27 protein-coding genes are annotated in these 25638 nt (G+C 60.4%); 5 read left to right on the forward strand and 22 right to left on the reverse strand.

Going from position 1 to position 25638, the window contains the following annotated elements; translation table 11 throughout:
* Window positions 1-160: 160 nt before the first annotated feature.
* The 5 genes from Q4481_RS20080 to pxpB all read right to left on the reverse strand — a co-directional run bounded on the left by Q4481_RS20080 (window position 161) and on the right by pxpB (window position 4949).
* Window positions 161-820 carry a FecR domain-containing protein gene (locus Q4481_RS20080; protein ID WP_304378176.1) on the reverse strand — a complete coding sequence of 220 codons (660 nt, stop codon included), beginning with the start codon at window positions 818-820 and terminating at the stop codon, window positions 161-163.
* Window positions 821-984: 164 nt separating this feature from the next.
* Window positions 985-2019 carry a proline racemase family protein gene (locus Q4481_RS20085; protein ID WP_304378177.1) on the reverse strand — a complete coding sequence of 345 codons (1035 nt, stop codon included), beginning with the start codon at window positions 2017-2019 and terminating at the stop codon, window positions 985-987.
* A gap of 18 nt (window positions 2020-2037) precedes the next feature.
* Window positions 2038-3288, reverse strand: coding sequence for an NAD(P)/FAD-dependent oxidoreductase (locus tag Q4481_RS20090; RefSeq protein WP_304378178.1), 1251 nt, complete (start codon window positions 3286-3288; stop codon window positions 2038-2040).
* Between the two features lie 3 nt (window positions 3289-3291).
* Window positions 3292-4290 carry a 5-oxoprolinase subunit C family protein gene (locus tag Q4481_RS20095; RefSeq protein ID WP_304378179.1) on the reverse strand — a complete coding sequence of 333 codons (999 nt, stop codon included), beginning with the start codon at window positions 4288-4290 and terminating at the stop codon, window positions 3292-3294.
* The gene (pxpB, locus tag Q4481_RS20100) at window positions 4287-4949 is read right to left on the reverse strand and encodes a 5-oxoprolinase subunit PxpB (RefSeq protein WP_304378180.1); all 663 of its coding nucleotides are present in this window, start codon (window positions 4947-4949) and stop codon (window positions 4287-4289) included. The genes Q4481_RS20095 and pxpB overlap by 4 nt, the downstream gene beginning before the upstream one ends.
* Before the next feature lie 205 nt (window positions 4950-5154).
* On the opposite strand from pxpB, the gene Q4481_RS20105 reads away from it, so the two are divergent.
* From Q4481_RS20105 to Q4481_RS20115, 3 genes are read left to right on the forward strand one after another with little or no spacing between them, the layout of a single operon-like run.
* Window positions 5155-5925, forward strand: coding sequence for a LamB/YcsF family protein (locus Q4481_RS20105; RefSeq protein ID WP_304378181.1), 771 nt, complete (start codon window positions 5155-5157; stop codon window positions 5923-5925).
* Between the two features lie 11 nt (window positions 5926-5936).
* Window positions 5937-6371, forward strand: a complete 435-nt coding sequence (locus Q4481_RS20110; protein ID WP_304378182.1) for an acetyl-CoA carboxylase biotin carboxyl carrier protein — start codon at window positions 5937-5939, stop codon at window positions 6369-6371.
* On the forward strand, window positions 6364-6711 hold the full coding sequence (locus Q4481_RS20115; RefSeq protein ID WP_304378183.1) for a biotin/lipoyl attachment domain-containing protein: 348 nt from the start codon (window positions 6364-6366) through the stop codon (window positions 6709-6711). The genes Q4481_RS20110 and Q4481_RS20115 overlap by 8 nt, the downstream gene beginning before the upstream one ends.
* 6 nt (window positions 6712-6717) lie before the next feature.
* Here the strand turns inward: Q4481_RS20115 and Q4481_RS20120 are convergent, their stop codons facing one another.
* The 17 genes from Q4481_RS20120 to Q4481_RS20200 form a co-directional block, all read right to left on the reverse strand.
* Window positions 6718-7851, reverse strand: a complete 1134-nt coding sequence (locus tag Q4481_RS20120; RefSeq protein ID WP_304378184.1) for a hemolysin family protein — start codon at window positions 7849-7851, stop codon at window positions 6718-6720.
* A gap of 4 nt (window positions 7852-7855) precedes the next feature.
* Window positions 7856-8377 carry an rRNA maturation RNase YbeY gene (gene ybeY / locus Q4481_RS20125; protein ID WP_304378185.1) on the reverse strand — a complete coding sequence of 174 codons (522 nt, stop codon included), beginning with the start codon at window positions 8375-8377 and terminating at the stop codon, window positions 7856-7858.
* Complete coding sequence (locus tag Q4481_RS20130; RefSeq protein ID WP_377352858.1) at window positions 8377-9429, reverse strand: PhoH family protein; 1053 nt, start codon at window positions 9427-9429, stop codon at window positions 8377-8379. Before Q4481_RS20130 ends, ybeY begins: the two co-directional genes overlap by 1 nt.
* Window positions 9430-9481: 52 nt before the next feature.
* Window positions 9482-10873 carry a tRNA (N6-isopentenyl adenosine(37)-C2)-methylthiotransferase MiaB gene (miaB, locus tag Q4481_RS20135; protein ID WP_304378187.1) on the reverse strand — a complete coding sequence of 464 codons (1392 nt, stop codon included), beginning with the start codon at window positions 10871-10873 and terminating at the stop codon, window positions 9482-9484.
* Between the two features lie 70 nt (window positions 10874-10943).
* Window positions 10944-11738: a lyso-ornithine lipid O-acyltransferase gene (gene olsA / locus Q4481_RS20140; protein ID WP_304378188.1), complete on the reverse strand. Its 795-nt coding sequence runs from the start codon at window positions 11736-11738 to the stop codon at window positions 10944-10946.
* 9 nt (window positions 11739-11747) lie between these two features.
* A complete protein-coding gene (locus Q4481_RS20145; protein ID WP_304378189.1) occupies window positions 11748-12176 on the reverse strand; it encodes a Fur family transcriptional regulator in 429 nt (142 codons plus the stop codon).
* A 34-nt stretch (window positions 12177-12210) separates the two neighbouring features.
* Window positions 12211-12702, reverse strand: coding sequence for a GNAT family N-acetyltransferase (locus Q4481_RS20150; RefSeq protein WP_304378237.1), 492 nt, complete (start codon window positions 12700-12702; stop codon window positions 12211-12213).
* A 136-nt stretch (window positions 12703-12838) separates the two neighbouring features.
* Window positions 12839-13492 carry a tRNA (adenosine(37)-N6)-threonylcarbamoyltransferase complex dimerization subunit type 1 TsaB gene (tsaB, locus tag Q4481_RS20155; RefSeq protein ID WP_304378190.1) on the reverse strand — a complete coding sequence of 218 codons (654 nt, stop codon included), beginning with the start codon at window positions 13490-13492 and terminating at the stop codon, window positions 12839-12841.
* 18 nt (window positions 13493-13510) lie between these two features.
* On the reverse strand, window positions 13511-14074 hold the full coding sequence (locus Q4481_RS20160) for a NifU family protein (RefSeq protein WP_304378191.1): 564 nt from the start codon (window positions 14072-14074) through the stop codon (window positions 13511-13513).
* 139 nt (window positions 14075-14213) lie between these two features.
* Entirely contained in the window at window positions 14214-14705 is a 492-nt protein-coding gene (locus tag Q4481_RS20165; protein WP_304378192.1) for a universal stress protein, read from the reverse strand.
* 34 nt (window positions 14706-14739) lie between these two features.
* A complete protein-coding gene (trpS, locus tag Q4481_RS20170) occupies window positions 14740-15804 on the reverse strand; it encodes a tryptophan--tRNA ligase (RefSeq protein ID WP_304378193.1) in 1065 nt (354 codons plus the stop codon).
* Window positions 15805-16116: 312 nt separating this feature from the next.
* Window positions 16117-16509: a VOC family protein gene (locus Q4481_RS20175; protein WP_304378194.1), complete on the reverse strand. Its 393-nt coding sequence runs from the start codon at window positions 16507-16509 to the stop codon at window positions 16117-16119.
* Window positions 16506-18098, reverse strand: coding sequence for a murein biosynthesis integral membrane protein MurJ (gene murJ / locus Q4481_RS20180; RefSeq protein WP_304378195.1), 1593 nt, complete (start codon window positions 18096-18098; stop codon window positions 16506-16508). The genes Q4481_RS20175 and murJ overlap by 4 nt, the downstream gene beginning before the upstream one ends.
* Window positions 18095-20947, reverse strand: a complete 2853-nt coding sequence (locus Q4481_RS20185; protein WP_304378196.1) for a [protein-PII] uridylyltransferase — start codon at window positions 20945-20947, stop codon at window positions 18095-18097. The genes murJ and Q4481_RS20185 overlap by 4 nt, the downstream gene beginning before the upstream one ends.
* A gap of 126 nt (window positions 20948-21073) precedes the next feature.
* Window positions 21074-22264 carry a pyridoxal phosphate-dependent aminotransferase gene (locus Q4481_RS20190; protein WP_304378197.1) on the reverse strand — a complete coding sequence of 397 codons (1191 nt, stop codon included), beginning with the start codon at window positions 22262-22264 and terminating at the stop codon, window positions 21074-21076.
* A 38-nt stretch (window positions 22265-22302) separates the two neighbouring features.
* Window positions 22303-22935 (reverse strand): TetR family transcriptional regulator C-terminal domain-containing protein, encoded by a 633-nt coding sequence (locus Q4481_RS20195; protein ID WP_304378198.1) that lies wholly within the window; start codon window positions 22933-22935, stop codon window positions 22303-22305.
* Complete coding sequence (locus Q4481_RS20200; protein ID WP_304378199.1) at window positions 22932-23810, reverse strand: dimethylarginine dimethylaminohydrolase family protein; 879 nt, start codon at window positions 23808-23810, stop codon at window positions 22932-22934. The genes Q4481_RS20195 and Q4481_RS20200 overlap by 4 nt, the downstream gene beginning before the upstream one ends.
* A 193-nt stretch (window positions 23811-24003) precedes the next feature.
* On the opposite strand from Q4481_RS20200, the gene Q4481_RS20205 reads away from it, so the two are divergent.
* Both Q4481_RS20205 and Q4481_RS20210 read left to right on the forward strand, forming a co-directional pair.
* Window positions 24004-24777, forward strand: coding sequence for an ABC transporter ATP-binding protein (locus Q4481_RS20205; RefSeq protein WP_304378200.1), 774 nt, complete (start codon window positions 24004-24006; stop codon window positions 24775-24777).
* Window positions 24778-24836: 59 nt separating this feature from the next.
* On the forward strand, window positions 24837-25613 hold the full coding sequence (locus tag Q4481_RS20210; RefSeq protein ID WP_304378201.1) for a transporter substrate-binding domain-containing protein: 777 nt from the start codon (window positions 24837-24839) through the stop codon (window positions 25611-25613).
* The last annotated feature ends 25 nt before the right edge of the window (window positions 25614-25638 follow it).

A 25638-nucleotide genomic window follows, 5' to 3' on the forward strand; every position in this document is an offset into this window, starting at 1 on the left:
CAACGGCATGTCCCCCGCCGTCCCGGAGATGCGGACAAAGACGCCCCTTTTACTTTGTTCCGCGTTATACAGGACCGCCATGGCTCCGCCCTCCAGCCGTGGCGGTCCTTTCGTTTCCAGAGTCCAGTACGACAGAAGAGCAATCGACGGGGACGCGCCCTCAGAGCAGGCCAACCTTCTTGTAAGCCTCATCGATACGGGCCTTGCCCCAGGTCTTGGTTTCCGACATGTCGGAGCCAAAGAGCGAGCGGGTTTTCGCATCCGTTGCGATATCGACACCTTCACCGGCGCCGATCCGCCGGACGGTTTCTCCACTCGAAATCTCGACCTGACCATGTTCGACGAAAACGGCGAAATTCCCACGGCTGCGTCCGGTGAAGAACTTGGTTCCGCGCACACCGATCTGGCCAAAGGTGGTGCGGATCGTCAGGTCGATCTTGGGGAGCCCTTCAGGCCGGTCGAACACCATATCGCCGGAGACGAGCTCAAGCGTGCCGCCCTGTTCGGCAAGAAACGTGTCGAGAAGCACCTCGGTGTTCGGACCCATGAGGATCTTGGTATCGGCACCCAGCGACATCGAAGCGAAACTCTCTTCGCGGGTGGCGACCAGGTCATTGTCGATCAGTTCGGCACCGGAAGCGATCTGGGTTTCGACATCGTTCTGCCGTTTCAGCACCATGCCACGGGCATCGATCAGCGAACCGATCGCCTGGGAAGCACGCGCAGGCAACCCGTTCGCGACAGCCAAGGCAGCCGCACCGGCGAGTATTTCGCGTCGGCGAAGCGCGACAATCTTGTGGAACTGATCGATATCCTGCATGTCCGAAGGCCTCCGGGAACCATCCGTGCCTGACACTATTCGACTTGCCGCCATTTGCAAAGCGCAAGTCGAACCAGGCACTCACTTGGCGCCACAATCGCCTGAACCGGGGCCTGCCCGCCGTTCCCTGCGGAACAGCAGGCGCATAGCCGTACCGGTTTCACCTAGCGGATCTGACCGGCTTCCGGACCCCAGACATCGGTGACCGCAAAGCCATCGGCTGTCGGATCGAACGGATCGAGCGCGACCTGTGTGAGCCCGAAGGTCCAGGCGCGGCCGGAGATGGTGGGGATGATGGCCGGGCGCCCGGCAATTTCGGTGACAGCCTTGAGGCCGACGCGGAATTCCGTGCCGATGGTCGAACGCGAGACGAACACATCACCCGGCTTGGCGAGGCCGCGCGCATGGAGGGTCGCAAGATTGGCCGAGCTGCCGGTGCCGCAAGGAGAGCGATCCACCCGACCGGGCCACATGGTGGTACAGGTACGCACGGCACCGTCCGGTTCCTGTCCCCGGAACATCACATAGGCAACGCCCGAGATTTCAGGAATTTCGGGATGGACGACCGGGATCTTGCGGTTGATTTCCGCCTTGATCGCCATGCCGGCTTCCACCAGTGCCCGTGCGTTGGCCTTGTCGATGGTCAGCCCCACGGCCGAGGCATCGACAATGGCGTAGAAGATGCCGCCAAAGCAAAGGTCGAGCTTGATCTTGCCCCAGTTGTCGGTGTCGAGTTCGAGGTCAAGTTCCTGAACGAAGGATGGTGTCATCGTCAGCTCGACGCTTTCGCAACGGCCGTCACGGCAGGTTGCGGTGGCCGTGACGAGGCCCGCAGCAGTATCCAATTTCACGATCGTGGTCGGTTCCTGCATCTCGACCATGCCGGTTTCCAGAAGCGCCGTCGTCACGCAGATCGAGTTCGAGCCCGACATCGCATGGGCCTGATCTGCCTGCAGGATGATGAAGCCAGCATCGGCGCCTTCACGCTTCGGCGGCACCAGCAGATTGACAGAACCGAGCGGTCCCTGCCGGGGCTCAAGGCAAAGGAACCGTCTGAGACTATCGTCCACCGTGTTGATGTAGTTGAGCTGCTCGGCAATGGTCTTGCCGGGAATGTTCGGCACGCCACCGGTGGCTACTCGGCCGATTTCGCCTTCGCAGTGCACATCCACCAGCTGAATCGTTCTTTTCCAACGCATCGTCTTTTCCTTGCGATATCAGAATCGGTTGACGCGGAACGGCCGCATGTCCACCGCCGGCGCCTCGCCGGTCATCATGTCGGCCATGATGTTGGCCGTCGTTGCCGAATAGGTTAGGCCGAGATGACCGTGTCCGGTCGCGTAATAGAGGCCCGGATGACGGGCCGACGCCGAGATGACCGGAATCGTATCGGGCAGTGCCGGACGGTGGCCCATCCATTCCTCGGCATTCTCAACCTTCAGACCCGGCAGCGCGAATTTCGCATGATCGACAAGAATGCGGGCGCGCCGCCAGTTGGGTGCGCGCTCCAGCCCTGCCATTTCCACCGATCCGCCGACGCGGATGCCGCCCGCTGTCGGCGTGATCATGAAGGCCCTTTCCGGCCAGATGATCGACCATTTGAGATCGATGCCCGGCGCCATGATCTGGGTATGATAACCGCGCTCGGTTTCGAGCGGAATCGGTTCGGCGAGGCGACCGGCGAGCTCTCGCGTATGCACACCAAGGGTGAGCGCGACCTTGCTGCCCGCAATGGTGCGGCCATCCGTCAGCCGTACGCCGGTAACAAGACCATTGTCGCGCTCGACATCGGCGACTTCACCGCGAACGAGCGTACCGCCATGGGACTGCATGGCTGCAACGAGCCGACCGACAAGCTCGAACGGATTGGACACGAAGTGATTATCCGGCAGCAGAGCCGCATGCTGGATCTCACGGGTGAGAAGGGGTTCGCGATCCTGGATCTCGGCACCGCGGAGGATTTCGTATTTGAGCCCGTAGCGGCCCATCATCTCCAGATTGCCCTGCCCTGCACGATATTCGCTTTCCGAACCGAAAACGCAGAGGCAGCTGGTCTCGCTCAGCATATGGTCAGCGCCAAGCAACGACAACATCAGGCGGAGATCTTCCAGCGAACGGGTTGCCAGGCTCGCGCCCGCATCCTCGATCTCACGAATGCGGGAGGATGTGCCGGCTCTCAGGAAGCGAAGGAACCAGGGGACCATGCGCCAGGCATAGAGCGGGTCCGCCGCCACCGGAGCCACCGGATTGGCGAGCCAGAAGGGTATCTTCTTCCAGGTCGACGGACGCGAGACGGCATCGAAACCGTTGATGGCAATCGAGGCCATGTTGCCAAACGAGGCGCCGCGGCCCGGCTCCTGGCGGTCGATCAGCACGACCTTCCGGCCACGACGGGAGAGTTCGAATGCAATTGCGGCGCCAACGATACCGGCTCCAGCAATGATGATGGGATCGCTCATTTCAGTCATGCTTCATCCTGCTCCGGATTGGGCGTTCAAGGCCAGCGGCATGAGATTGCCGAGGCGGGCGAGTTTCTGTCGTTCCAGTCGTTCCGCTGCGATCGCCGCAGAACGGGTGATGATTTCAAAGCGCAGTTTCGAGCCGGATGGTGCCTGCGCGAGCTTCCAGTGATCGGCTTCGATGACATGTGCGATCTTGGGATAGCCGCCGCAGGTATTGGCTTCCGCGAGCTGGATCACTGCCTGACCCGAAGGCGGCACCTGGATCGTCCCTGGCATGATGCCATGCGAATGCAGTTCGAGCCTATTCGTCAATGTCAGTACCGGTCCCTCAAGCCGCATGCCCTGGCGGTTGTTTTCCGACGAAACGACGAAATCGCTCCGGTTCAGGGCGGCTTTCGCCTCCTCGGAGAAGGCTTCGTATTCAGCGCCTATCATGATCCGGATCGTCTGGGCATCGCAACCGGTTTGGCCACCAAATCCATCCCGGAAATAGTTTGGATCGGCGCCGTGACCAGCGGATTGCCTTGGCTGTACAGCATTCAGGGTCGACATCAGAGCGAGGCGATCGCCTCGCATCAGTGCAGCCCCGCGAAGCCCGCCAAAACCGCTCTTGAGATCTGTCGCGCGCGATCCCTGCACCTGAGGGCAGTCGATGCCGCCGGCCAGGGCGATATAGGCACGGGCCCCTCTGCGCGGTGGCGCCAGGCGCAGTTCGCCGCCGGCTGGAAGTGTGGTGGCCCACCAAGGCGGCAGCCCTCTGCCATTGACGGAGACATCGCAATCGCAACCGGTGACCGCGACAAGCACCTCCTGTTCCACTCTCAGACGGAAAGGGAAGATAGAGACCTCGATGCCGGCCAGATCATCGGCATTGCCGACCAACCGGTTGGCGATGACAAGCGCCTTGCGATCCATCGCGCCGCCACGGCCGATACCCTGGTTGAGCAAACCGGTACGGCCGAGATCCTGCACCGAATTCATCAGTCCGGAGGTGAGGATCTCGATCATCGAACCCGCTCCTGAACGAAACGGATCCGGTCGCCGGGTCGGAAAAGGGCAGGACGCTCCCGCTCCGGGTCAAACAGTTCGAGTGATGTACGTCCAAGGATATGCCAGCCGGACGGTGCCGTGACCGGCATGATGCCGGCCTGCGCGCCACCCACGATGACCGATCCTTTCGGTACCGCCGAACGGGGGTTGGACAGGCGTGGTGCCGCAAGGCTCGGATCGAGACCCGAGAGATAGACGAAACCCGGCATCGCGCCAACGGCGGCGACCGAGTAGATCGCATGGCTGTGGCGCGCGATGACCTCTGCCTCGCTCAGGCCTTTTGCGTTCGCAAAGGCTGACAGATCCGGGCCCGATTCACCGCCATAGACAACAGGAACCTCGCGTATAGGACCATCGTCACCATCGCCTTTGGCCCGATGCCAGGCCGATCTGATCGCGGCTTCGAGTTCTTCTCCCTCGAGACGGAACGGATCGAACACCACCATGAGATTATTCATGCCTGGCACGGTTTCCAGAATGCCGGGAACCGGCAGAAGCGCATCAGCAATTTCGAGTATCTGCCTTTGGCTGCGGGAGTCGAAGGCACCATCGGACACATCCACCAGGATGGAACCCGTACCTTCATAATAGAGTTTCGGCTCGTTCACTGCCGGCACCGCATTCTTCCGCCAAAGTCGAGATGAACTGATATATCAGAATGGCGCGCTTGCCTACTGGGTATGATAAATTTCCTTACCCTTCCGCCATGGACGCAATGAAAAGCGATCGGAACGATCATCCTAGCGGATTGGGCGAGATCCGGTTTGATTTTTCGCTCGAATTCCGCGACTTGTTGGCGGTCATGCATTCAGGGAGAACATCATGTCCGGCATCAGCGTCGATCTCAATTCTGACATGGGGGAAGGTTTTGGCGCCTATCGTATCGGCGACGATGCCGCCATGCTCGATATCGTCTCGTCGGCGAATGTTGCCTGCGGTTTCCATGCCGGCGACCCCGAAGTGATGGCCGAGACCTTCCGCAAGGCAAAGGAACGCGGCGTTTCGGTTGGCGCCCATCCGGGCTATCCGGATCTCTGGGGATTCGGACGCCGCAACATGCCCTACACCTATGCCGAGACGGAGCGCCTGATCGCCTACCAGATCGGTGCTGCCGAAGCGATGGCGGCGTATGCTGGCCATAAGCTGACACATGTGAAACTGCATGGGGCGCTTGGCAATCTCGGCCAGCAGAACCGCGACATCGCGCTCGCAGCCTGCCGTGCCATCAAGGCGGTCAACGACAAGCTCGTCTGCCTTGCTATTGCGCTTGGCGAACAGGAGCGGTTGGCAGGTGATTTCGGCCTCGACGTTCGCTCGGAGATCTTTGCCGACCGGGCCTATACCGACGAGGGTTTTCTGGTCGACCGCCGGCTGGAGGGGGCTGTGCTGCATGATCCCGACCTGATCGCCCGACGCATTCTGTCGATGCTCGAAACTGGCGCCATCGAAACGATCACCGGCAAACGGCTCAAGACCAGGATCGATTCGATCTGCGTCCATTCGGATACGCCATCCGCCGTGGAGATCGCGCGCCGGCTCAGACAATCGTTGCAGGCTGCCGGCGTGGCCATCGCGCCCTTCGCTACCTCTTGAGGACCGTACGGATGGATCTTGAACTCATTGAAAAGCTGATGCGGATGCTCGAACAATCCTCCCTCGAGGAGCTTGATGTCACCGAAGAAGGCATGCGTATCAGGCTGGCGAAACAACGGCGCGCGTCTGGCGATAGTCTCGGTCCGATCGATCCGGATGCGACCGGTCAAGGACAGACCGGCATTGCAGTTCCGGACGACGGGGCGCTTCATGCCGGTCTTTCCGGCACCTTCTATCGCGCGCGGTCTCCGGGCGAGGCGCCCTTTGTCGAGGTCGGCAGCCTTGTCCGGGATGGTCAGCAACTCGCGATCATCGAGGCGATGAAGATGTTCAATCCGGTCGAGTGCGACCGCGATGGCGTCGTGCTCGCGGTCCATATCGAAAATGGCGCCCCGGTGGACCAGGGTGATCTCATGTTCACGATCGGGCCGGCAGACAATGCGTGACAGCCAGGAGGAAAGGCTGCGCAGATTGATGCGCCGTTACGGCATCGCCGAATTCGATTATGCGGCCCCCGACGGACAGATTCGGATCGTCTTAGCGGATGCGGGTTCTGTCGAAGGTGCTTTCCGGGCCAGCGGGCCGGCTCGCTTTACGCGCCGGCACCCTTCGGTCAATCCTGTTACCGATGATGGAATGGTGGCTATCGATCCCGAAATCGCTGGCTTCCTGACCGTCGGACCGCTTGTCCGGCCGATCATGGCACCTCGCTCTGGCAGGGCGTTTCGCATCGTGGCGGAGGAAGGATCCATAGTCGGCTATGGAGATCCCTTGATCATCCTATAGCCTGCACTATTCTTCCGCTTGATCTGTCCCGGTTTGCGGTTCGGCGCTTTCGGCACCGTCCTTGACGTTTCGTCGCCGCGGCGCATGGCGCTTGCGGGTGATCCGCACCCTTTTGATCCGTCGCGGATCGGCATCCAGCACGTGAAACTCGAACCCGGGCACGGCCTGAACCACTTCGCCACGGGCCGGAATGCGGCCAAGCTCGGCGAAGATCAATCCGCCCAGCGTATCGACTTCATCGATCTGGCCGGACACATCGAAATCGGGGCCGATGGCCTTGGCGATATCTTCAAGCTCCACACGAGCATCGGCCAGGAACACGTCGTCGGACTGGCGGGTGAACATCGCCTCTTCATCGTCATGCTCGTCTTCGATATCTCCGACCAGCATCTCGACAATATCCTCGAGCGAGGCAAGCCCGTCGGTGCCGCCATATTCGTCGATCACCAGCGCCATCTGGGTGCGCTCGGCCTGCATCTTCACCATCAGTTCGGAGGCGAGCATCGACGGCGGCACGAAGAGAACAGGGCGAATGACCGCTGCTTCGGCAATCGTCGTGTCGGTATTGACCCGCGCCAGATCGAACGGCTTGCTGGTTTTGGTGGTCTTGGTGGCCGGGCTCGTTGTCGTCCCAGCATCGGTAGCCGTTGCGGCGGCTGCGCGGGTGCGGCGCTTGTTGCGACCTTCCTTGATCATATAGCCGAGCAGGTCGCGAATATGGACCATGCCTTTCGGATCATCGAGCGTTTCGGAATAAACCGGCATGCGCGAGCGGCCCGTTTCGTGAAACAGCATCATCAGTTCGCCGATCGAGATATTCTCGTCCACGGCTTCGATTTCCGCCCGCGGCACCATGATATCTTCGACCCGCACCTCGCGGAACCGAAGGATATTGTTGAGAAGCGCGCGTTCGACCGGCGTGAAGCCGACACTGCCGCCATCCTCGGCGAGCGCATCGGCGAGATCTTCGCGCAGACTATGCGCCGAATGCGGCTTTAAAAACCGTGCCGCCCTTGCCCAGAGCGATTGCCTGGGCACGGTGGTACTGTCACCTTTTGGGGAGTTGCCGCCATCATCGCCGCTCTTCTGCTGCGATGCGTCTCGGGAAGCCTCTTCGGGCCGCGTGGAAAAATCGCTCATTGCCTCAATTGTCGTTCTGGGAGTGATCCCCATAAGGATCGTCAAGGCCGAGTTCCGCCAGAATCCGGATTTCCAGGCCTTCCATCACCTCCGCTTCCGCGTCGGTCATGTGGTCATAGCCGAAAAGGTGCAGGAACCCATGCACCAGAAGATGGATCAGATGATCCTCAAACGGCTTGCCGAGGTCAAGTGCCTCGCGCTGGAGGGTTTCCAGAGCGAGGATAATGTCCCCGAGCATCGGGCCAGGCTCATCGCCGGGCGCGATCGGATAGGCCGGGAAGGACAAGACGTTGGTCGGCTTGTCCTGCTGACGCCATTCCGCATTGATGGCTCTTATAGCGTCATCGTCGGTGAAAACCAGCGAAATCTCGACTGGATCATCCGCAAAGGGTTGTTCGGTCTCCCGCGCCAGATGGACCGCGGCCGTTTCCAGCACCCGGGTGGCAAGGGTTTCGAGTGTCGCCTCCTCCGGCCAGCCGTCACATTCCAGGCTGAGCTGGAGTTCCAATCGCTGCCGTTCAGACATCAGGCGTCATCGACTGCACTTGCGGCGGCGTTTGCCGCAGCCTTTGCCGCCCCTTCCGCCTCATAGGCACGCACGATACGGCCAACGAGCGGATGACGCACGACATCGGCATCGCGGAAGCGCGTTACCGCCACTCCTTCAACACCATGGAGAATGTCGAGCGCTTCAACGAGCCCCGAGCGGACGCCGCGCGGCAAGTCGACCTGGCTCGGGTCGCCCGTGACGATCATGCGGGCATTTTCGCCCAGACGCGTCAGGAACATCTTCATCTGCATCGACGTCGTGTTCTGCGCTTCGTCGAGAATGACGGCAGCGTTCGAGAGCGTCCGGCCGCGCATGAAGGCCAGTGGTGCGATCTCGATCACGCCCGCCGTGATCGCCCGCTCGACCTTGTCGCCGGGGATCATGTCGTAGAGCGCATCGTAAAGCGGACGCAGATAGGGATCGACCTTCTCCTTCATGTCGCCGGGAAGGAAGCCGAGACGTTCGCCGGCTTCGACGGCCGGACGCGAGAGGATGATCTTGTCGATGGCGCCGCGTTCCAGAAGCTGGGCGGCATGGGCCACGGCGAGATAGGTCTTGCCGGTACCGGCCGGGCCGACGCCGAACACGAGCTCGAACCGTTCGAGCGCCCGCATATAGGCATCCTGTGTCGGCGTGCGGGCAACGATGGTTTTCTTGCGGGTGGAAATCTGGCCCATCGTCAGCTTGGCCTTCTTTTCCAGCGACGGGAAAACCAGCTGATCGTCAGCCGCCTGAGCCATACGGATCGCACCTTCGACATCGGAGGCTTCGATCGAGGCGCCGCTCTGCAGTCGGTCATAGAGATAGTCGAGCGTGCGGCGCGCCAGGTTGGTCGCGTTCAGTTCGCCGGTGATCGAGACCGTGTTGCCGCGGGCGCGGGCATCGATGCTGAGCTTGTCCTCGATCAGTTTCAGATTCTGGTCGAACTGCCCGAACAACTGGCTTGCCAGGCGATTGTTCTCGAAGGTGAGCACAAAGTGGTTGGCGTCTGACGATGACCGGGCTGGCTGGCGTTCTGGTGAAGGCATCAACTCTGGTCTGACCAAGCCGTGCTGCTCCCTGCTGTTGTCGTCCACCGTCTCAGACCGTTTCGGCATGGAGACTGTTGGTACCGACATTGGTGATTCGCACCTTTATAATGTCACCAATTTTCAGATTGTCATGGCTTTTCGTTTCGATAACCACAGGCAGAAGCCAGGGCGAGCGTCCGACGAACTGAGCCTGGAAGCGGCCCGGCTTTTCGACGAGCACATCGAAGGTCATGTGAAGTCGCGATTTCTGGAAGTCGGTCTGCTGCTGCATGAGCAGCGCCTGCAGCCGTTCGAGCCGATCCGCCTTGACCTCTTCGGACACATGATCGGGCAGTTCGGCACCGGGCGTTCCGGGCCGCGAGGAATATTTGAAGGAATAGGCCTGCGCGTAATTGACGGCCCGCACCAGTTCCATCGTGTCTTCGAAATCGCGGTCGGTCTCACCCGGAAAGCCGGTGATGAAATCGCCCGACAGAGCGATATCGGGCCTTGCGGCACGAATGCGCTCGATCAGCGCGATATAGTCTGCGGCCGTATGGCGCCGGTTCATGGCTTTCAGAATGCGGTCGGAACCGGACTGGACCGGCAGATGCAGGTAAGGCATCAGCTTGGGCAGATCGCGATGCGCCTCGATCAACCTGTCGTCCATGTCGCGTGGATGGCTGGTCGTGTAGCGCAGCCGTTCGATGCCATCGATTTCGGCCAAATGGTAGAGCAGTTCGCCCAGCCCCCAGGCAGTCCCATCAGTTCCATGGCCATGCCAGGCATTGACGTTCTGACCGAGAAGGGTGATTTCGCGGACACCCGCATCGGCAAGGCGCCTTGCTTCGTCGACGATCTGCGCCAGCGGGCGCGACACTTCCGAACCACGCGTATAGGGCACGACGCAGAAGGTGCAGAACTTGTCGCAGCCTTCTTGCACAGTCAGGAAAGCCGTGACGCCGCGCGAACGCGTCTTTTCCCGGTTGGTGGCCGGCAGATGCTCGAACTTGTCCTCGACCGCATATTCGGTCTCGACGATCTTTTCGCCATTGCGCGCCCGTTTCACCGCTTCCGGCAGCCTATGATAGGTGGTCGGGCCGATCACCAGGTCGACGACCGGCGCCCGGCGGATGATCTCGTTGCCTTCCGCCTGCGCCACGCAGCCGGCGACACCCACCATCAGATCGCGGCCCTTGGCGGCGCGCAGACGCTTCATCTTCTGCAGCTTGCCGAGCTGCGAATAGACTTTTTCGGCGGCCTTTTCACGAATATGGCAGGTGTTGATGAGAACGAGGTCGGCATCATCGATCGTATCGGTCGGCTGATAGCCGCTCTCCGACAGCGCGTCCGACATGCGCTGGGAGTCGTAGACATTCATCTGGCAGCCATAGGTCTTCACGAACACCTTGCGCGGTGTTTGCGATGCTGCAGCTTCTGCGATCTCGGTGGTCTGGTCCATGCCGGCTCTTTAGAGCATCGGGGGCCGGTTTTGAAGCGGATTCTTGCGACCCCCGACTACGGCGCAGGCGTCAATGCTCGCGGCCCCGCAATCGATCTTCCAGCATCAAGCGAATCTGGCGTTCGGCGCGCGCGCTGATCTCCTTGCGGTTCGATCCCGGCGTGACATCGATGGCCTCGCCGAAACTGACTTCGGCATCAATCGCGCCTTCGCGCAGGACCCCCAGAAGATGCGGCATCAGTTCGACATCGCCGGGCCAGGCGGCGATAGGCCGGTGATAATGCCCCATCGGCATGCCCTGGATGCGCGTGTAGGCAATTGCGACCGGCTGCACATGCACGCACTTGCCGGCCGAATGGGTCGCAGCCGAGGTTGCCGCCGCAAAGAGCGAGGATTTGATCAGGCCAAGACGGTTGCCGTCCGAGGTCGTTCCTTCCGGAAACAGAACCACGATTTCTCCCGCGCCGAGGCGTTCGGCGATCTCATCGGCCTGGTCCTGGGTCCGCTGCCGCTGTTCGCGAACAACGAAGATCGATCGCTGCAACTTTGCCAGAAATCCGAAGACCGGCCAGTCCCGCACTTCGGACTTGGCGACATAGGTCACATCCGCCACCGAGGCGAGAACCAGGATATCAAGCCAGGAAACATGGTTGGCAGCGACCAGCAGTGGCCGCCGGCTATCGATCCGCCCATGCGTGACGACCTTGATCCCGATCGCCCAGAGGGCCGCGCGATGCCAGTATTTCGGCAGCCGCGTCCGCCAGGGATGCCGCAGGGCGAGAAGCAGTAGATGGATCGGCAACAGGACGATCGTCACCAGCACGACGAAAAAAACGGCGAGGACGATCCTGGCATTGCCAATCATGGGAGAGCGTCAGCTTTCGTCCTTGGAGAGCGGAACGCCATAAAGCTCGAGCCGGTGATCGACGAGCCTGAAGCCGTATTTGCGGGCGATGAGCTCCTGCAGCGCCTCGATCTCCGGCGAATGGAACTCGATGACCTTGCCGGTCTTCAGATCGATGAGATGGTCGTGATGCTCTTCAGGCACGGTTTCGTAGCGCGAGCGGCCTTCCCGAAAATCATGACGTTCGATGATGCCGGCATCTTCGAAAAGCTTGACGGTCCGATAGACCGTCGCAATCGAAATCCGGCTGTCGATCTCGGAGGAACGCCGATAGAGCTCCTCGACATCGGGGTGATCGGTCGATTGCTGCAGGATACGGGCGATGACGCGCCGCTGCTCGGTCATGCGCAGGCCTCGGGCCGCGCACAGCTCCTCGAGCGTTTGTGTGAGATCCGCCATCGGATTCCCTCCGCCAACGATTGCCTTCGTGGCACTAGCGGAGATCGAGCCTCATGACAAGCGCCGTGGAGGTCTTGCCCCGTCCATCGGAGTAATAGCCCTTGCGTTCGCCGACCTTCTTGAAACCGTGTTTTCGATAAAGACCGATGGCCGCATCGTTTCCCTCATCGACTTCGAGAAAGAGCGTTTCGCCGCCGCGGGCCCGCACTTCACGGATCGCAGCCAGCATCAGACGCCAGCCAAGCCCGGCGCGGGCATATTTGTCGGAGACGGCAATCGTGAGGATTTCCGCTTCGCCGCCGGCTTCGCGGGCGATCACGAAACCGCCGAGATCACGATCCGACGCATTGGTATCGCGGGCGGAAAAGCCGAACACGCTCGATTGCGTAAGCAACGAGTGAAATTCACCATCACCCCATCCCTTGTAGAACCGCTCGCCATGAAGTCGCGAAAAATCGTGGCAATCATCCGCGCCGGCGGAAAAGAGATCGAACTCGGCCTTGCGTCCAAACAGCGTTCCAAGCATGGCAACCGGATTCATGAGCGACTCCCTTGTTCGTCCTCCCGAAACAGTTTTGCTGAAAAGATTGAAGAATTTCCAAATGCGCGACCGTCATGCCGCTTTTCATGGCGTCTGATGGCAAATTGGGCAGCCAGACGCATCAGACGCGGCTGACGGCAAAGCCGTGCTGCGGTTTGGCATCGGCTCCACGGATGTAAAGCGGCTTCGGCAAACGATCCAAGCCGGAGCGCGCACCGATGCGTCCCACCAGCGCCAGAGGAATCGCATCCATGGCAGCGGTTTCGGCACCCTCAAGGATTGCCGCGCCCGAGCCGCAGCATTCCGCAGCAAGATTTGCCGCAAGATGGCGAGCGTCTTCGTAAGGCATGACTGACGCTTTTGACAGGCTCTTCCCCGATGGTGCAAAGCCTTCGGCATAGATTTCGCCGCGCTTGGCATCGATCAGCGCCAGAACCGCGGCCTCCGGATTTTTCCGCTCATGGGCTTCGGCCAGCACGGCAAGGGTGGAGACACCGACAGCCGGACGATCGATCGCGAGCGCGAGACCGCGCGCAGCCGCCACGCCGACACGAATTCCGGTGAATGACCCTGGGCCAACGGTGACGGCAATCCTGTCAATGTCGCGAAAGCCAAGCTTGGCCTCGTTCAGGACCGCGGCAATCATCTCCATCAGTCGTTCGGCATGCCCCTTGCCGATGATCTCGGAGATCTCCGAAATCATGCGATCGGCATGATCGTCATAGACGCCGGCGGCGCAGGCCGGACCCGACGTATCGATGCACAGAACCAGCAAGATCTGCTCCGCTCGGCCTCAGACGGCCTCGACTTCCTGAACTTCAGGGATGAAATGGCGCAAAAGGTTCTGCACACCATGCTTCAACGTCGCAGTTGAAGATGGGCAACCTGCGCAGGCACCCTTCATGTTGAGGAAAACCTTGCCATCACGGAAGCCCTTGAAGGTGATGTCGCCGCCATCCTGTGCTACGGCCGGACGCACGCGCGACTCAAGCAGCTCCTTGATGGTATTGACGACGTTGATATCCTGCGGGTCGAAGAATTCGCCATCGGACGACGCCGTCGCCGAACCGGCCTTGGCACCCATGACCGGCACGCCGGACATGAAATGCTCCATGATGGCGCCGAGGATTGCCGGCTTCAGATGGGCCCAGTCGCCTCCATCTTTGCTGACGGTGACGAAGTCGTAGCCGAAGAATACGCCAGTAACACCCTTGACCGCAAAGAGGCGCTCGGCCAGCGGCGATTGCTCTGCCTCAGCAGCCGAACGGAAATCGGCGGTGCCTTCTTCAAGCACAACCTTGCCCGGAAGAAACTTCAGGGTCTGCGGATTGGGCGTCGCTTCGGTTTGGATGAACATCTGGCTCTCCTATCAAGGCTGTTCAAGGCAGCCCGATTGTTTAGAATGTTTCAAAAGAATAGGCATTTTATGGTCATCAGGCAAGGGCAAAGCCGAAAGTGGATGAAAATTCTCCGCTTCCCCAAGGCGCCAGCTGGCCTCAACTGAGGGCTTCGATTTCCTCGTCGGTGAGGTTTTCGGGAACGATCGTCACCGGAATGGGGAACGACGCACCGCGATTGGCCACCATGGAAACGAGCGGTCCCGGCCCATCCTTGCCGGACGAGGCGGCCAACACCAGAATGGCGATGTCGCGATCCTCCTCGATCAGCTTCATGATTTCATCGGCGCCCTTGCCTTCGCGAATCGCCAGTTCTGGTTCAGTGCCGATGGATTCGCGGACTTCCTGGGCAATTTTCGCCATCACGGTTTCAGCTTCTTCACGCGCCTCGGCCCGCATGATTTCGCCGACACCGATCCACTGGTTGAAGTCGGCATCCGAGATCACATAGAGAAGAACCAGGCCGCCGCCGGAATTCCTGGCGCGCATGCCAGCATATCGAACGGCCCGGCCGCATTCCGGCGTATTGTCGATCACCGCCATGAATTTGCGGCGGTGACCTTCCAGTCGAGACTGTCTCTTCGAGACCATGGCTGAGACCCTGGCAGTTGTTCGGGCGAGAGTCTTAGCGCAGAAAACCGACGATGTCGCGGACTTCGTTCATGGTCTTTTCGGCCCGTTCCCGTGCCCGTTCGCCACCCTTGCGCAGGATATTGTCGATGTGGCTCGTGTCGTCCATCAGCCGGCGCATTTCGGCGGTGATCGGCGACAGGACGTGAACCGCAAGCTCGACCAGAGCCGGCTTGAAGACCGAGAATTGTTGGCCACCGAACTCCGAGAGGACCTGGGCCTTCGACTTGTCCGCCAGCGCCGCATAGATGCCGACGAGATTGTCGGCTTCCGGACGACCCTTCAGGCCTTCGATGTCGGACGGCAACCCATCCGGATCGGTCTTGGCCTTGCGGATCTTCTTGGAAATCGTTTCCTCGTCATCCATGAGGTTGATGCGCGACAGATCCGACGGATCGGACTTCGACATTTTCTTGGTGCCGTCGCGCAGGCTCATCACGCGCGGCGCCGGACCGTCGATCAGGGGTTCGACCATCGGGAAATAGGCGTGAACCGGCTCGTCGCCCACCTTGATGTCCGTGCCCAATCCGGCCTTGCGGATATTGTCAGCATAATCGAGGTTGAACTTCATGGCGATATCGCGGGCCAGTTCCAGATGCTGCTTCTGGTCGTCGCCCACCGGCACATGAGTGCCACGATAGACGAGAATGTCGGCTGCCATCAGGGACGGATAGGCGAGCAGACCGAGCGAAGCATTCTCGCGGTCCTTGCCGGCCTTGTCCTTGAACTGGGTCATGCGGTTCATCCAGCCGATGCGGGCGACGCAATTGAAGACCCAGGCCAGTTCGGCATGCTGCGGTACGGCCGACTGGTTGAACACGATGTGCTTTTCGGCGTCGATGCCAGAGGCGATGAAGGCGGCCGCAATCGAGCGGATCTGGCCCGGCAGGTCCGGATGAACGAGCTGCGCAGTGATCGAATGCAGATCGACGACACAGTAGATGCAGTCATTGCCGTCCTGCAGCGCCACGAACTTGCGGATAGCGCCAAGATAATTGCCAAGATGGAGATTGCCGGTCGGTTGCACGCCGGAGAAGACGAGCTTGTTGAATTCGCCCATGATGAAGTTCCTCGGTTAGGCTGGTGGAGGGCCCCAGGGCTTTTGCCCATGTTGCTGACGCTGGCGCTTATGCACGGCTAAGCGGTGCGGATCAAGAGGTATAGAGCCCTGCTGGGAGTAGCCCCTCCCAAACCCTCCCCACAAGGGGGAGGGCTTAATCCGGAGCTCGCATAGCGACCAAAACGACGCTTCGGCTCACACGGCCTAGGAGTTTGAATGCGAACGGCGCAACGAACTAGCCCCTCCCCCTCGTAGGGAGGGGTTGGGGAGGGGTGTTCTCACCACAGATCTGAGGAAATCATCTTTCCAATCTCAACCCTTGGGCTCGATCAGATCCCACCGATTGCCGAAGTCATCCTGAAAGACGGCGACGGTGCCATAGGCTTCGTGCCGGGGCTCCTCGAGAAATGCTACCCCGCGCGCGCTATAGAGCGCATGATCGCGCGCGAAATCATTCGTCTCGAGAAAGAAGGAAACACGCCCGCCGGTCTGGTTGCCGATCGCACGCTCCTGATCCTCCCCATCCGCCCTGGCGAGCAGGAGTGCGGCACCCTTGCCGCCCGCAGGACGGACCAGCACCCAGCGCTTGCCGTCGCCGAGATCGCTGTCGGCCACGAGTTCGAAACCGAGCCGGTCGCGATAGAAAACGATACCTGCATCGTAATCTGGAACCACGAGCGTGACCGTTGCAACCGACTGGCTCATGGGGCGTCCTCGCTTTTTGCCGCGGGCGCTGCGCCGCGCTTGATGTTGCGGCGGATCATGCCGAGGCTCGCGCCGCCGATGGCAAAGGCAACGCCGAAATAGACGATCATCGCCAGGCCGATCAGCGCAAAGACGGCGCCGACCTGTTCGAGCAGGCCCGATTCGGGCCGGATATAGGGCGCCGTGTAAATCGAGGCATATTCCAGCACTGCCGCCATGATGCCAGCTGCGATCACCAGCCGGACCAGCCGCCAGACGAGCGCGCGTTCGACTTCGAAATGACCGCGCCTGACGAGCGTGGCGAACAGCAGAACCGTCGTCAGCCAGCCGGACACCACTTCTGCGGTGGCAATGCCGCGTTCGGCAAAGAACGGAAACAGCGAAACAGCCAGCGCACAGTTGACGGCAACCGACGCCATGGTGAAGCGCATCGGCGTCTTGGTATCCTCGCGGGCGAAAAAGCCCGGGTTAAGCGCCTTGATCATCACGAAACCCGGCAGGCCGAGGCCGTAGATGGCGAGGATCGATGCGACCGTTGCCGTCATGCCCGGGTTGAAGGCGCCGCGCTCATAGACCACACGGATGATTTCGTCCGAGAGCACCCAGATCGCGGCGGCCGCCGGCAAGGTGAGGAACAGCACGAATTCCATCGAGCGGTTCTGCAGGTTGGAGGCTTCGCGCAGATGCCCGCCGCGCAGAGCGCGCGCAAGTTCTGGCAGGAGAACCACGCCGACAGCGATCCCGACTACCCCCAGCGGCAGCTGATAGATGCGATCGGCATATTGCAACGCCGAGATTGCGCCTTCCTTGGTGGAGGCGATCATCTGGCCGATAATCTGGTTGATCTGGGTGATACCGCCTGTAACCGCCGCCGGAACGGCGAGGACCAGCAGGCGCTTGACATTCTCCGTCATGCGCGGACGCCGAAAGCGGATCGACATGCCCGCATGGAGTACGCCGGCATAGAGCACGCCCATCTGCAAAAGGCCCGCTCCCAGCACGCCCCAGGAGAGGTACCAGGCCGTCGTCAAAGGATCGGCGCCGGTCCAGAGACCATAACCAAGCGCGCCGATCATCATGATATTGAGGAAGATCGGGGCAATGGCTGCCGCAAAATAATGATGCAGCGAATTGAGCATGCCCGACAGCATGGCCGTCAGCGACATGCACATCAGATAGGGAAACATCACGATCGCGAGTTTGACGGTGACGTCATATTTCTCCGAACCGACCTCGAAACCCGGCGCGATGATCGTCCGCACGATCAGTGGCATCGCCAGTTCCATGACGATGGTGATCAGGAGCAGGACGGTGAAGAGAACCCCGAACACCTCTTCGGAAAAGCGCTTGGCCGCCTCCTTGCCACCACCTTCGATTTCCTTCGCGAACAGCGGCACGAAGGCGGCGTTGAAGGCGCCCTCGGCAAAGAGGCGCCGGAACAGGTTGGGGAAACGGAAGGCGGCGTAAAACGCGTCCGCCATCGGACCGGTGCCAAGGGCGGCCGCCATCAGCGTTTCGCGCGCAAAACCCATGACACGGCTGCCGAGCGTTGCTCCGCCGACGGTGATGAACTTCTTGACGATGCTCATTTGTCCGACACCGGCGTCTTGACCACGACCCCCTTGGGCGGCAACGGCGCCACCACACCGGGTGCCACCCGTGGCTTCTGATCGTCCAACTCCTCGGAAATCACCGACTTGAGCCGCGCCGCGATCAGCGCCTGGCGGTTGTCGGTGGTGATCTTCTCGCCGGTCAGGTCAGTGACATAGAATGTGTCGATGACCTTTTCGCCGAAAGTGGTGATGAGCGCCGAGGCAATATCGAGCGACAGATCCGCCAGCATGGAGGTAATGTCGGAAAGCAGGCCGGGCCGATCAAGGCATTCCACCTCGATGACCGAGAAGCGGTTGGACAGCATGTTGGAAATGGTGACCGTGGGCGAGATGACGAAGGTCTTGTCCTTCTTCTTGCCCTTGGTGCGGGTGGCAATCACCTCCGGCAGGCGCCGCTTGCCCGAGAGCACATCCTCGATGGTTTTCGAAATGGTGGCTGCGCGCCGGGTCTCGTCTTCATCATCCTTGAACTGGCGCGAAATATGGATCGTATCGAGCGCGCGTCCAAAGGCGGTGGTGAAGATCTGCGCATTGACGATGTTGCCACCGGCAGCGGCACAGCAACCGGCAATGACGGCCAGAAGGCGCGGATGATCGGGAGCCAGGACGGTGATTTCCGTAATGGCCCGGAAGGAATCGGTGCGGACCATGGTTGCGAGCACCTTGCCATCGCGATCGGCCTCGCGGATGAACTGGGTGTGGCGAACCTGATCCTCGATCGGTACCGACAGAAGATAAGGGTTGTAGTGCATCCGCACATAGGCCATGCGCTCCTGCTCCGGCCAATCCGAGAGAGCTGCAGCCAACCGGTCACGCGCCACCTTGACGCGTTCGGTGCGGCTGATTTCGGAGAAACCGCCCGCGAGATGCAGCTCGGTTTCGTAATAAAGCATGCGGATAAGCTGGCCTTTCCAGCCGTTCCAGACACCGGGACCGACGGCGCGGATATCGCAGACCGTCAGGATGACCAGCAGCTTCAACCGTTCCATGGACTGGACACGGCTCGCAAAATCGGAAATCGTCTTCCAGTCGTTGAGATCGCGGGTCTGGGCGACCATCGACATGGTCAGATGTTCCTCGATCAGCCAGGCGACGGTATCGGTCTGCTTGGCCGTCAGGCCGAAACGCGGGCAGAGCTTGCGTGCAACCTTGGCCCCGGCAATCGAATGATCTTCCGGCCGGCCTTTGGCGATGTCGTGCAGCAGCATCGCAACATAGAGAACCTGACGGTCCTCGATGGTGCGAATGAGCGAATCGGCCAGCGGATGCGCCTCGGCCTCGGTTCCCTTCTCGATGTTCGACAGGGCTTCGACCGAGCGGATCAGATGTTCGTCCACGGTATAGTGATGATACATCGAGAACTGCATCATCGAGACGATCTTGCCGAATTCGGGAATGAAACGGCCGAGCACACCCGCCTCATTCATACGCCTGAGGATGAGAGCGGGATCGCGCCGCGAAGTCAGGATATCGAGAAAGAGCCGGTTGGCCTCCTCATTGTCGCGCAGGGCATCGTCAATGCGGGAAAGCGAGCGCGTCAGCGACTTCAGCGCATTGGGATGCAGTTCAAGATTCCGCACGTCGGCAAAATGAAAGAAGCGGATAAAATTGACCGGATCGCGTTTGAAGACCTCGGCGTCGGCGACATCGATCCGGCCCTTGTCCTCGACAAAATCCTGCGTACCGGCAATCTTGCGGCGCCGGTTGGAGAAGCGGGAGAACATGCCGCCAATGCCCGGGATTTCCTTGACCTGCTGCTCCTCGAGCGCGGCGCAGAGAATGCGGGTCAGATCACCGACATCCTTGGCGACAAGGAAGTAATGCTTCATGAACCGTTCGACCGCCGACAGGCCCGGACGCGGCTGATAACCGAGTGCATCAGCGACTTCACGCTGATTGTCGAAGGACAGCCGGTCCTCCGCCTTGCCGGTGACGAAATGCAGATGGCAACGCACGGCCCAGAGAAAATCTTCCGATTTCTGGAACAGCGCATATTCGGATCTGGACATGACGCCGAGCTTCACCAGGTCGGCAGTATCGGTGACGCGATAAAAATACTTCGTGATCCAGAACAGCGTATGGAGGTCGCGGATACCGCCCTTGCCTTCCTTAACGTTGGGCTCGACCAGATAGCGCGTGTTGCCGGAGCGCTGATGGCGATCATCACGCTCGGCGAGCTTTGCGGCGATGAATTCCGGTCCGGTGATGCGAACGATTTCCTTGTCGAACCGCGCGACCAGCTCCCGCTCCAATGCTTCGTTACCGCAGATGAAGCGGGTCTCCAGAATGGCGGTGCGGATAGTGATATCGGTCCTGGAAAGGCGGATGCACTCTTCAACCGTGCGCGTGGCATGGCCAACCTTCTGGCCCATGTCCCACAGGAGATAGAGCACGAATTCGATGATCTTCTGGGTGCCGGCTCCCTGCTTGCCGGGCAAGAGGAAAAGCAGGTCGATATCCGAACCGGGCGCCAGCGTCCCGCGTCCGTAGCCACCCACGGAGGTTACGGCAATATCGGCTGCAGCCTTGGGATACATGTACTGCGTGGCGTAACGGTAAGCCTGGATAAGGAGCTGGTCCTGCAGCCACGAAATCCGCCGCGCGCAGCCCATGCCGGAACCGTCTTCGTTCAGGATCGCGCGCGCCTTGTCACGACCATCCTGGTTGACCTGCTTGAACAGCGCCAGTATCGCCGCGCGACCGTCTTCGGGCTTGCTGCGATTGTCGTGCGCAATTTTCTCCACCGAATCGGAGAGGGCTGTCACATCGAGGATTTCCGGATAGCCAGCGGTCGCACGTTCCGCCTGCATCGGTTTTTGCTGCATCGATCCATTCCTCTGGCCCATTTGCCGGCACCGGCCTATACCTTGGCTCGGAATGGAAATACAGGAAATAGTTTGCCCGGCGCTTAACGCGAAGCGCCGGTGAACACGCTGCAAACGGCCTCTTTGTCAGGCGATCCGTCGGGCTGGGCCAGCGATTTCGCGGCCAAGTTCGGCGACGCGATCCATGGCGGTTTCGAGACGATCTTCCGGCACAGTCAGGGATACACGAATGAAGTTGCGGGCCTGCTCGCCGAAGGAGGAGCCCGGCATGACGGCCACCTTCTTCTCATGCAGAAGCCTGAGCGCGAAGGCCTCGCCGGTGAGACCGGTACCGCTGACATCGATGAGGATGAACATGCCGCCTTCGGGCATCATCGGTTTCAGCATGTTCGATCCGCTCAGATGCTGCCGCACCAGATCGGCCCTCTTGCGATAGCTCGCGCGCATCCTGGCCGACGTATCAAAATCCTCAGACACCGCCATCGCCGTCATGTCGGCAATGAATGGCTGGACGCCGAACAGCATCGTTTCACTGACCGGCAGCAGGCGATCGCAGAATTCCACCGGACCTGCCGCCCAGCCCGAGCGGAAACCCGGTGCCGCATGCGATTTGGAAATCGATGAGACGACCACGGTCCGTTCGGCATAGGCCGGCATATCGAAAGGCGAGGCAAATTCCTTGTCGAAGATCAGCTCTTCATAGACCTCGTCGCAAACAATCCAGAGATCGTGACGCCGGCAGACTTCGGCAATTTCGGCAATCTCGTCCGCGTCAAGCACGGCACCGGATGGATTGTGCGGATTGTTGAGCAGGAGAACCCGCGCATTGGGCGTGATTACGGCCTCGAGGTCTTTTGCCTGCAGGTGAAAACGATTTTCGGGGCGCAGCGGCACGGGAACCAGCTTGGCGCCTGTCGAAGCGATCACCCCTTCGTAAGTGGCATAGAGCGGATCGCCGACCAGAACGTCATCACCCGCCTCGACCAGACCCAACATGACGCCGAAGAGTGCTGTCTGGGTGCCGGGAAAGCAGAGAATGTTCGAGGCGGTAACATCCTCGCGGCGACGGCGATATTTGTCGACGAGAGCTGCGACCACGGAAGGTTCACCGCGCCCGTTCGAATAGCGAATGCGACCGGCATACATGGCCGCCGAACAGGCATCGAGCAGGCGGCGATCCGGCGGAAGATCCGGTTCACCGATGGTGAGCTCGATCACCGGCTCGCCACGCTGGGCCATGGCCCGTGCCTCGATATGGAGCGCCCATTTTCCCGAGCCGAGGCCGGACAATCTGTCTGTGATCGATGCGTAACGCATGTCCATTCCTTCCCTGCGGCCGCTTTTGCGAACCCCATTCATGATGCCTTGTCGAAATCGATTCCCAGGAGGGTGGCGACGGAGGCCAGCGCAATGTCGCCGAGCTCCTGTTCGCGGAACAGGCTGCCCGCCATGCATCCTTCCAGCCACAGACCGTCGATCATGCCATTGATGGCAATGGCCATGCGGCGGCAATCATCCTGGTTCGGCTTGCGGCCGGCTTCGGTCAGAACATCCTGCAACAATGTTTCCAGCCGATCGCGGAACGCCAGATAGCCTTCGCGATGAATGGAGGCCAGTTCGGGATCCACTCCGATCTGCGAGATGAAGGTCGCCCAGAGCGACAGCATGCGCGGATCGATGATCGGCGGCCGGAAATTCGCAAGAACGAAGACCTTGAGCCTGCCGATCGCATCGCTGCCATGCTCTTCCGATGCCTTGCTCGCAGTCTCGAACATCGTGTTCATGATCTCGCGATAGGCCGTCTGGAACATGCGCTCCTTGCTGACGAAATAGTGCCGGATGAGGCCCGGCGTCACGCCTGCCCGCTCGGCAATCTGCCGGACCGTCGCACCCTGAATTCCATAGTCGGCGATGCAATCGAGCGTGGCCGCGATCAGATCCTGCCGCCGGACATCTTCGCTCTCATGTCGAAACGGTCGACGCGTCATGCCGCTCCCCGGAGAATGGGTCGGGTGAGGCAGGTCGGGCCGCCTTCACAGGCGATGCAGAGCGCATCGGCAGCAAAGGTCTCGACGGTGCAACCGGCCTCTTCCATGGCTTTGCGGGTGGCCGGGAAGCCATCGACCATGATCACCTTGCGCGGCGAAAGCGGGAGGACATTCAGATTGAGGCCGTTGGACGCGGCAAATTCCTCGGGCGGCGCAACAATCATGCGGATGCCCTTGTCGCGCAACAGCATGTAGAAGGCGGCCGGCAGGAGCGGCGCATGCACCAGCGCGAGGTCCGAAGCCAGCGGCGAAATCACGCTCATCAGATGCAGGCAGGCTTCTTCACCCTGCCAGAGCGGCAGGTCGAAACCGAGGACCGATACGCCGAGCGGCGCCAGAATGGCTTGCAGTTGCTCGATACCCGCCTGGTTGGAGCGAACACCGCGGCCAACGGCCAGCGTCTTTGCGTCAACCCAGACACAGTCTCCACCTTCGACGGTTCCCGGCGCGACGATGCGGCCAAGAATGGGAATGCCGGCCTTGTTGTAGGCCTCTTCATGCAGAGCGGTTTCGGCAAGGCGAAGCGGTTTGCCCATGCGCAGGAGAATGGCGCCCTTTTCCGTCATCAGGGACGGGTCGTGGGTAAACATCGCATCCGCCAGTCCGTCGCCGGAATCCTCGAGCCAGAGGATCTCTGCGCCGCCGGCTTGCACCAGCTGGGCGAAATGCTTGTATTGCTCGACAGCACGGGCGCCATCAAAGGTCGGGCCATAATGCCATTTCTGCGGATCTGCCGCCTTCAGGCTTTCGCCCGGCCGGCGCATCAACACGCGTTCCAGCTTGGCAGACATTTCCTGGCATCCATAGGCGCTCATGCATTCACTCCGGCCGATTTTAGTGGAAGATCATTCTCCGATGGGTGTGATTATACACTTGAATAATTTTAGGACAAGTGTTTTACTCTCCGCATTCAAGCAACGGGAGACCAGCGGCCCGATTGCAAAAAAGAAGCTGGGGGAACAGCAATCAGAAGAGGCGGGCAATGATTGCCCGGCATTGGCGGTATCTATGGACGATTCGGCGAAAGCCATCGAAGTTATTGATCTGCATAAAAAATTTGGCCCTTTGGAAGTTTTGAAGGGTGTTTCCATCACCGCCAAGCGCGGCGATGTCATTGCCCTGATCGGTGGGTCCGGATCCGGCAAATCCACCTTTCTGCGCTGTATCAACATGCTCGAACTTCCGAGCGCCGGCACCATTTCGGTGCATGGCGAAACAATCGCGATGAAGGGTGACGGTCGCGGCGGATTGCTTCCGTCCAACCGCAGGCAGGTTCAGCGTATTCGCTCGAAACTGGCGATGGTCTTCCAGAACTTCAATCTCTGGCAACATATGACGGTTCTGCAGAATGTCATCGAAGTGCCGGTGCATGTGCTTGGAATCTCCCGGGACGAGGCAATCGCCCGGGCCGAGACGCTTCTGCGTCGGGTGGGGCTGTTTGAAAAGCGCGACATCTATCCAGCCTTTCTCTCCGGCGGCCAGCAGCAACGCGCAGCCATTGCGCGGGCGCTTGCAATCGATCCGCTCGCCATGCTGTTCGATGAGCCAACCTCGGCGCTCGATCCGGAACTCGTCGGTGAGGTTCTGTCGGTCATCGGCGACCTCGCTGCCGAAAAGCGGACGATGGTTCTCGTAACCCACGAGATGAAATTCGCCCGTTCGGTGGCGAGCCATGTCGTGTTCCTGCACAATGGAAAGATCGAAGAAGAAGGACCGCCGGAACAGCTTTTCGGCGATCCAAAATCCGAACGGCTGAAAAAGTTCATCAGTTCGATTCACTGAAACCGCTCGAGCCAGACAAAACAAAATGGACGAGTTGACGGACAACAAAGGGGAATATCATGAAAGAAGGTCTCAAAGTCCTGGCGATTGCCGCTGTGATGGGTTTGGCAGCAGCCGCCCAGTCACAGGCTGAAACCATCAAGGTCGGTTTTGCAGCAGAACCCTACCCGCCCTTCACCTCAATGGATGCCGCCGGCAAATGGGTCGGCTGGGAAGTCGAATTCCAGGAAGCCATCTGCAAGGAAGCCAAGCTCGATTGCGTAATCACGCCGGTCGCCTGGGATGGCATCATTCCCGCGCTCACCAGCAAGAAGATCGATGTGATCATCGGTTCGATGTCGATCACCGAAGAGCGGATGAAAACCATCGACTTCTCCGATAAATATTACAACACGCCGACCGGCATCATCGGCAACAAGACCGACAAGCTGGACGCCACCCCGGCGGGTCTTGCCGGCAAGATCATCGGCGTTCAGGTTTCCACCGTGCATGCCGACTATGCCAAGAAGCATTTCACGCAAGCGGCCGAAATCAAGGAATACCAGACCCAGGACGAGGCCAACCAGGATCTCGCTGCCGGACGCGTTGACGCCGTTCAGGCCGATGCGATCGCGCTCGACGCCTTCCTGAAATCGGAAGCCGGTGCCTGCTGCGAGCACAAGGGCAATGTCGAGGATGATCCGGCCGTACTCGGCCTGGGCGTCGGGATCGGCGTTCGCAAGGAAGACGGCGCGCTGAAGGAAAAGCTCAACGCGGCCATCAAGGCGATCCGCGCCAACGGCACCTACGATACCTTCTCGAAGAAGTACTTCGACTTCAACATCTACGGCGATTGAGCGCGAGCCGGCGCCGGCCAAACCG

The sequence above is a fragment of the Fluviirhizobium alvei genome (assembly GCF_030551875.1).
GTDB classification, from domain to species: Bacteria; Pseudomonadota; Alphaproteobacteria; order Rhizobiales; family Rhizobiaceae; genus Rhizobium_E; species Rhizobium_E alvei.

Coding starts and splice junctions, on each gene's coding strand:
- Q4481_RS20080 (WP_304378176.1), bottom strand. CDS start 820: ATGCAGGATATCGATCAGTTCCACAAGATTGTCGCGCTTCGCCGACGC.
- Q4481_RS20085 (WP_304378177.1), bottom strand. CDS start 2,019: ATGCGTTGGAAAAGAACGATTCAGCTGGTGGATGTGCACTGCGAAGGC.
- Q4481_RS20090 (WP_304378178.1), bottom strand. CDS start 3,288: ATGACTGAAATGAGCGATCCCATCATCATTGCTGGAGCCGGTATCGTT.
- Q4481_RS20095 (WP_304378179.1), bottom strand. CDS start 4,290: ATGATCGAGATCCTCACCTCCGGACTGATGAATTCGGTGCAGGATCTC.
- Q4481_RS20105 (WP_304378181.1), top strand. CDS start 5,155: ATGTCCGGCATCAGCGTCGATCTCAATTCTGACATGGGGGAAGGTTTT.
- Q4481_RS20110 (WP_304378182.1), top strand. CDS start 5,937: ATGGATCTTGAACTCATTGAAAAGCTGATGCGGATGCTCGAACAATCC.
- Q4481_RS20115 (WP_304378183.1), top strand. CDS start 6,364: ATGCGTGACAGCCAGGAGGAAAGGCTGCGCAGATTGATGCGCCGTTAC.
- Q4481_RS20120 (WP_304378184.1), bottom strand. CDS start 7,851: ATGAGCGATTTTTCCACGCGGCCCGAAGAGGCTTCCCGAGACGCATCG.
- ybeY (WP_304378185.1), bottom strand. CDS start 8,377: ATGTCTGAACGGCAGCGATTGGAACTCCAGCTCAGCCTGGAATGTGAC.
- Q4481_RS20130 (WP_377352858.1), bottom strand. CDS start 9,429: ATGCCTTCACCAGAACGCCAGCCAGCCCGGTCATCGTCAGACGCCAAC.
- miaB (WP_304378187.1), bottom strand. CDS start 10,873: ATGGACCAGACCACCGAGATCGCAGAAGCTGCAGCATCGCAAACACCG.
- olsA (WP_304378188.1), bottom strand. CDS start 11,738: ATGATTGGCAATGCCAGGATCGTCCTCGCCGTTTTTTTCGTCGTGCTG.
- Q4481_RS20145 (WP_304378189.1), bottom strand. CDS start 12,176: ATGGCGGATCTCACACAAACGCTCGAGGAGCTGTGCGCGGCCCGAGGC.
- Q4481_RS20150 (WP_304378237.1), bottom strand. CDS start 12,702: ATGCTTGGAACGCTGTTTGGACGCAAGGCCGAGTTCGATCTCTTTTCC.
- Q4481_RS20160 (WP_304378191.1), bottom strand. CDS start 14,074: ATGTTCATCCAAACCGAAGCGACGCCCAATCCGCAGACCCTGAAGTTT.
- Q4481_RS20165 (WP_304378192.1), bottom strand. CDS start 14,705: ATGGTCTCGAAGAGACAGTCTCGACTGGAAGGTCACCGCCGCAAATTC.
- trpS (WP_304378193.1), bottom strand. CDS start 15,804: ATGGGCGAATTCAACAAGCTCGTCTTCTCCGGCGTGCAACCGACCGGC.
- Q4481_RS20175 (WP_304378194.1), bottom strand. CDS start 16,509: ATGAGCCAGTCGGTTGCAACGGTCACGCTCGTGGTTCCAGATTACGAT.
- murJ (WP_304378195.1), bottom strand. CDS start 18,098: ATGAGCATCGTCAAGAAGTTCATCACCGTCGGCGGAGCAACGCTCGGC.
- Q4481_RS20185 (WP_304378196.1), bottom strand. CDS start 20,947: ATGCAGCAAAAACCGATGCAGGCGGAACGTGCGACCGCTGGCTATCCG.
- Q4481_RS20190 (WP_304378197.1), bottom strand. CDS start 22,264: ATGCGTTACGCATCGATCACAGACAGATTGTCCGGCCTCGGCTCGGGA.
- Q4481_RS20195 (WP_304378198.1), bottom strand. CDS start 22,935: ATGACGCGTCGACCGTTTCGACATGAGAGCGAAGATGTCCGGCGGCAG.
- Q4481_RS20200 (WP_304378199.1), bottom strand. CDS start 23,810: ATGAGCGCCTATGGATGCCAGGAAATGTCTGCCAAGCTGGAACGCGTG.
- Q4481_RS20205 (WP_304378200.1), top strand. CDS start 24,004: ATGGACGATTCGGCGAAAGCCATCGAAGTTATTGATCTGCATAAAAAA.
- Q4481_RS20210 (WP_304378201.1), top strand. CDS start 24,837: ATGAAAGAAGGTCTCAAAGTCCTGGCGATTGCCGCTGTGATGGGTTTG.